Origin of the sequence: Xanthomonas sp. SHU 166 (assembly GCF_000364685.1) — a bacterium.
Classification (GTDB): Bacteria; Pseudomonadota; Gammaproteobacteria; order Xanthomonadales; family Xanthomonadaceae; genus Xanthomonas_A; species Xanthomonas_A sontii.
Genome location: NZ_AQOJ01000345.1, coordinates 1 through 4,539, shown reverse-complemented (window position 1 = coordinate 4,539; position 4,539 = coordinate 1). Strand labels below are relative to the sequence as shown.

At 68.5% G+C, this 4,539-nt stretch carries 6 protein-coding genes; 4 read left to right on the top strand and 2 right to left on the bottom strand.

The window, feature by feature from the left end:
* Nucleotides 1-542 (bottom strand): SMC-Scp complex subunit ScpB (scpB, locus tag D180_RS10120; RefSeq protein ID WP_017912702.1); only part of this gene is annotated, 542 nt, incomplete at its 3' end.
* Between the two features lie 22 nt (nt 543-564).
* Nucleotides 565-1,506 (bottom strand): ScpA family protein, encoded by a 942-nt coding sequence (locus tag D180_RS10115; RefSeq protein ID WP_017909690.1) that lies wholly within the window; start codon nt 1,504-1,506, stop codon nt 565-567.
* Nucleotides 1,507-1,879: 373 nt separating this feature from the next.
* Here D180_RS10115 and D180_RS10110 point away from each other — a divergent pair, with 373 nt between their 5' ends.
* The 4 genes from D180_RS10110 to D180_RS10095 form a co-directional block, all read left to right on the top strand.
* Complete coding sequence (locus D180_RS10110) at nt 1,880-2,179, top strand: YciI family protein (RefSeq protein ID WP_017909689.1); 300 nt, start codon at nt 1,880-1,882, stop codon at nt 2,177-2,179.
* Nucleotides 2,176-2,460 (top strand): BolA family protein, encoded by a 285-nt coding sequence (locus tag D180_RS10105; protein ID WP_017909688.1) that lies wholly within the window; start codon nt 2,176-2,178, stop codon nt 2,458-2,460. The genes D180_RS10110 and D180_RS10105 overlap by 4 nt, the downstream gene beginning before the upstream one ends.
* Before the next feature lie 234 nt (nt 2,461-2,694).
* The gene (locus tag D180_RS10100) at nt 2,695-3,708 is read left to right on the top strand and encodes a LacI family DNA-binding transcriptional regulator (protein WP_017912701.1); all 1,014 of its coding nucleotides are present in this window, start codon (nt 2,695-2,697) and stop codon (nt 3,706-3,708) included.
* Between the two features lie 105 nt (nt 3,709-3,813).
* On the top strand, nt 3,814-4,539 hold a 726-nt coding region (locus D180_RS10095), incomplete at its 3' end, for a carboxypeptidase-like regulatory domain-containing protein (RefSeq protein WP_043090749.1).

Here is a 4,539-nt window from a genome sequence, read left to right as displayed (position 1 = left end):
TGCGGCTCCAGTTCGCCGATGTCCTTGAGTTCGGACAGCGGCGGCAGTTCGTCCAGGCGCTTGAGCCCGAAATAGTCCAGGAAGGTCTTGGTGGTGCCGAACAGCGCCGGCTTGCCCGGCACGTCGCGGTGCCCGACCACGCGGATCCACTCGCGCTCCTCCAGCGCCTGGATGATGTTGCTGCTGACCGCCACGCCACGCACCTGCTCGATCTCGCCGCGGGTGATCGGCTGCCGGTAGGCGATCAGCGCCAGGGTCTCCAGCGTGGCGCGGGTGTAGCGGGTCTTGCGCTCGGTCCACAGCCGCGCCACCCAGGCGTGCACGTCGCTGCGCACCTGGTAGCGGAACCCGGAGGCGACTTCGACCAGTTCCACACCGCGGCCCTCGCAGGCCTCGCGCAGCAGTTCCAGCGCGCGCTCGATGCTGCCTGGTGGCGCGGGTTCCTCCTCCGGGAACAGGCCGTGCAACTGCGCCAGCGGCAACGGCTGGTTGGCGGCGAGCAGGGCGGCCTCGACGATGCGGTTGATCAGCGCTTGATCCATGCGGGGGCGGGTTCTCGGTGGCTCAGGTGGTGGCGTCGGCGGCGTCGCTGTCGTCGAACTCGCTGTTGAACTGCAGCGGCGCGTTGGTGTTGCCCAGTGCCAGCGACTTGACGTAGATCGGCGGCATCGGCGGCCGCTCGGCGGCCTCGGCGGGGACGTGCGCCAGCGGTTCCTGGACGATGTCCAGCAACTGCTCCTTGGCCAGTTCCAGCAGCGCCAGGAAGGTGACCAGCACGCCCAGCTTGCCTTCCTCGGCACTGAACAGCGATTCGAAACGGTGGAACTTGCCGTCGTCCAGACGGCCCAGCACATCGCCCATGCGCTGGCGCACGCTCAGCGCCTCGCGCTTGATCGCGTGGCCGCTGAACAGCTCGGCGCGCTTGAGCACGTCGTACAGCGCCAGCAGCATTTCCTTCAACTCCACCGGCGGCGGTAGCTTGACCGCGGCACGGTCCGGCACATGGGCGTGCACCGGGGTGGTGTCGCGGTCCTGCCGCGGCAGCGCGTCGATGTCCTCGGCCGCCTGCTTGAAGCGTTCGTACTCCTGCAAGCGGCGGACCAGTTCGGCCCGCGGGTCCGTTTCCTCGCCGTCCTCGGCCGGCGGCCGCGGCAGCAGCATCCGCGATTTGATCTCGGCCAGGATCGCGGCCATCACCAGGTATTCGGCTGCCAGTTCGAAGCGCAGCTCCTGCATCACGTTGATGTAGTCCACGTACTGCCGGGTGATCTCGGCGACGGGGATGTCCAGGATGTCCAGGTTCTGCCGGCGGATCAGGTACAGCAGCAGGTCCAGCGGGCCTTCGAACGCATCCAGGATCACTTCCAGCGCATCCGGCGGGATGTACAGATCCTGCGGGATCTGCAGTACCGGCTGCCCATGCACGACCGCCAGCGGCATTTCCTGCTGCTGTGGCGGGGTCGTCTGGGTTGGCGGGTTCGCGTCGAGCGCGAGTTCGGAAGTCATCGGTTGGACATCGGTGTTGCGGTAGCGAAGGGCCGGGCAGGCGCGACCCGGCGCGGCTCCTTGCCGGCAGTGCTGCGGTTCAATGGCGCGTCGTCCCCGCAACGCGCTCGGTACTTCAACAAGACACACGACGCACGCCACGCGTGTCGTGGCGGCGGGAACTGCAGAGGAGGACGTCTGCGCGGGCGGTGTCAGGCAGCGAATCGGTCGTCGGAAGGGGCTTGGGGGCGCCGATCACCGACGGGCCGCTGCATCCGGCCGCGTGCAATACGGCCAAGGGTAATGCGCCGGCGGGGTCGGTGTCCAGCGCCGCCGTGCCGGGGCAGGTTCTACAATGACAGGTCTTTGGATAGGCAACGAGGGCGGAGACGCGATGTGGTACGTGATCGAGGGGTACGACGTGGCCGATGCGCTGCCGCGGCGGGCGGCGGCGCGGCCGGCGCATCTGCAGCGGCTGACCGCATTGCAGGAAGCCGGGCGGCTGTTGTTGGCCGGGCCGTGCCCGGCGATCGACGCCGAGGATCCGGGTCCGGCCGGCTTCAGCGGCAGCCTGGTGGTGGCCGCGTTCGACTCGCTGGCCGAGGCGCGGGCCTGGGCCGAGGCCGATCCATATGTCGATGCCGGCGTCTACGCCCGGGTCGAGGTGCGGCCGTTCCGCAAGGTGCTGCCATGAGCCAGGTCGGCGCCGAGCGGGTGGCGCGGATCCGCGCCGCGCTGGAGGCGGCGTTCGCACCGCAGGCGCTGGAGGTCGAGGACGACAGCCATCGCCATGCCGGCCATGCCGGCGCGCGCGACGGCCGCGGGCATTTCAATGTCCGCGTGGTCAGTCCGGCCTTTGCCGGCATGGCGCCGCTGGCCCGCCACCGCGCCGTCTACGCGGCGCTGGGCGAGATGATGCAGACCGACATCCACGCGCTGTCGATCCGCGCCGAGGTGCCGGGCACGGGCGGCTGACACCCGCCGGCGACGGCTGCCGCCGGTCCAAACAGGGGTGTGCACCCCGGGAAAAAGCGGAATCTGCACCTGGATTATGCTGCATTGCGGCACGATTCCGACCGGTTTCTCATTATTCAAGTGGTTGAAAAATAAGGCGTTTATTGTAAAAATAACAAAAGGCTTCTGCCTCGCGCTGAAAACGATTACAGTCCGCGCCAGTTTCTCAAGGTCTCTGCCGCGGAGGGCGGCACGATGGCGAAGAGCGCGGTTACCATCAAAGACGTCGCACGCGAGGCCCGGGTTTCCGTGGCCACCGTGTCGCGTGCGCTCAATGGCCACGAGAACGTGGCCGCACCGGTGCGGACCCTGGTGCTGGAAGTGGCCGAGCGCCTGCGCTACAGCCCGCATGCGGCGGCGCGCAGCCTCAGCAGCCGCCGCACCCAGACCCTGGGCGTGGTGCTGCCCGACCTGTACGGCGAATTCTTCTCCGAACTGATCCGCGGCATCGACGGCGCCGCCCGCGCGCGCCGCCAGCACCTGCTGGTGTCCAGCTACCACGGCGACCCGGAAGAGCAGGGGCGGGCGCTGCGGGCGATGCGCGGCCGCGTCGACGGCCTGCTGGTGCTGTCGCCGTATGCCGAGCGCCCGGGCTTTCTCACCGACAACCTGCCGCAGGCGTTGCCGACGGTGTTGATCAACACCCACCTGCCGGGCACCGAATATCCGGTGCTGAGCATCGACGACCACGCCGGCGCGGTGGCGATGACGGAGCACCTATTGGCGATGGGGCATCGCCGCATCGCCTTCATCGGCGGCCCGGAACTGAACTTCGACGCGCGCGAACGCCTGCGCGGCTTCCGCGACGCCATGGCACACCATTCCGGCGAAGCGCATGGCCAGGAGTTCCCGGGCGACTTCGACGAAGCCTCCGGCTATCGCGCCGGACAGGCGATGCTGCAGGCCGGCACGCTGCCCGATGCGGTGTTCGCCGCCAACGACATGACCGCGCTCGGCTGCCTCTACGCCTTCACCCAGAGCGGCGTGCGCGTGCCCAACGACATCGCGTTGGCCGGCTTCGACGACATTCCGCTGGCGCGTTTCGTTCACCCATCCCTCACCACCATGCGCGTCAGCATCGCCGGGCTTGGTGAGCAGGCGATGCACCGCCTCCTGCACTTGATCGATCGGCCCGACGCGGACGACCGGCAGCGGCAGACCCTGGTTCCTACGTTGGTCGTGCGCGATTCCAGCACGGCCCGTTCCTGATGCGACGCACTTTTCTGCGCCGCATCGCTTGTTCCACTTCGTTCCATCGAAGCACCACGCACCACCCATAACGAGCATCACGTCTTCCTGGAGGGAAAACCCCACATGCAACACACCCCGCACTCCGCCCGGCCCACGCGCAAGCTGTTGAGCTGCGCCCTCGCCAGTTGTCTGCTGCTGGGCGCCGCGCCGGCATTCGCGCAAAGCACCGGTGCCACCATCCGCGGCCAGGTCAAGGTCGATTCGGCGCCGGCCACGTCCGCGCAGGTCACCGCCACCAACCTGGCCACCGGTCTGAGCCGCAGCGTGCAGACCAGCAACGGCACCTATTCGGTCGGCGGCCTGCCGCCGGGTTCCTACCGCATCGACGTCACCGCCGACGGCAAGACCACCTCGCAGAACGTCACCGTGCAGGTCGGCCAGACCGCCACCCTGGATCTGGGCGTGGGCGGCGAAGCGGCCACCGCCAACGGGCAGGGCGCGACCACGCTCGACGCGGTGCAGGTACAGGCGCCGCCGGTGCTGGTGGAAACCCGTACTTCGGAGAACGCCACCTACATTTCCAACGTGCAGATCGAGAAGCTGCCGCAGGCCACGCGCAACTTCCTTGAGCTGGCCGACAGCGTGCCGAGCGTGCAGTTCCAGCGCGACGCCAAGGGCAACACCACGGTGCGCTCCGGCGCGACCTCGGCCAACGGCACCAACGTCTACATCGACGGCATCAGCCAGAAGAACTACGTGCTGACCGGCGGCGTCAGCGGCCAGGATTCCAGCCGCGGCAACCCGTTCCCGCAGTCGGCGATCGGCGAGTACAAGGTCATCACCTCCAAC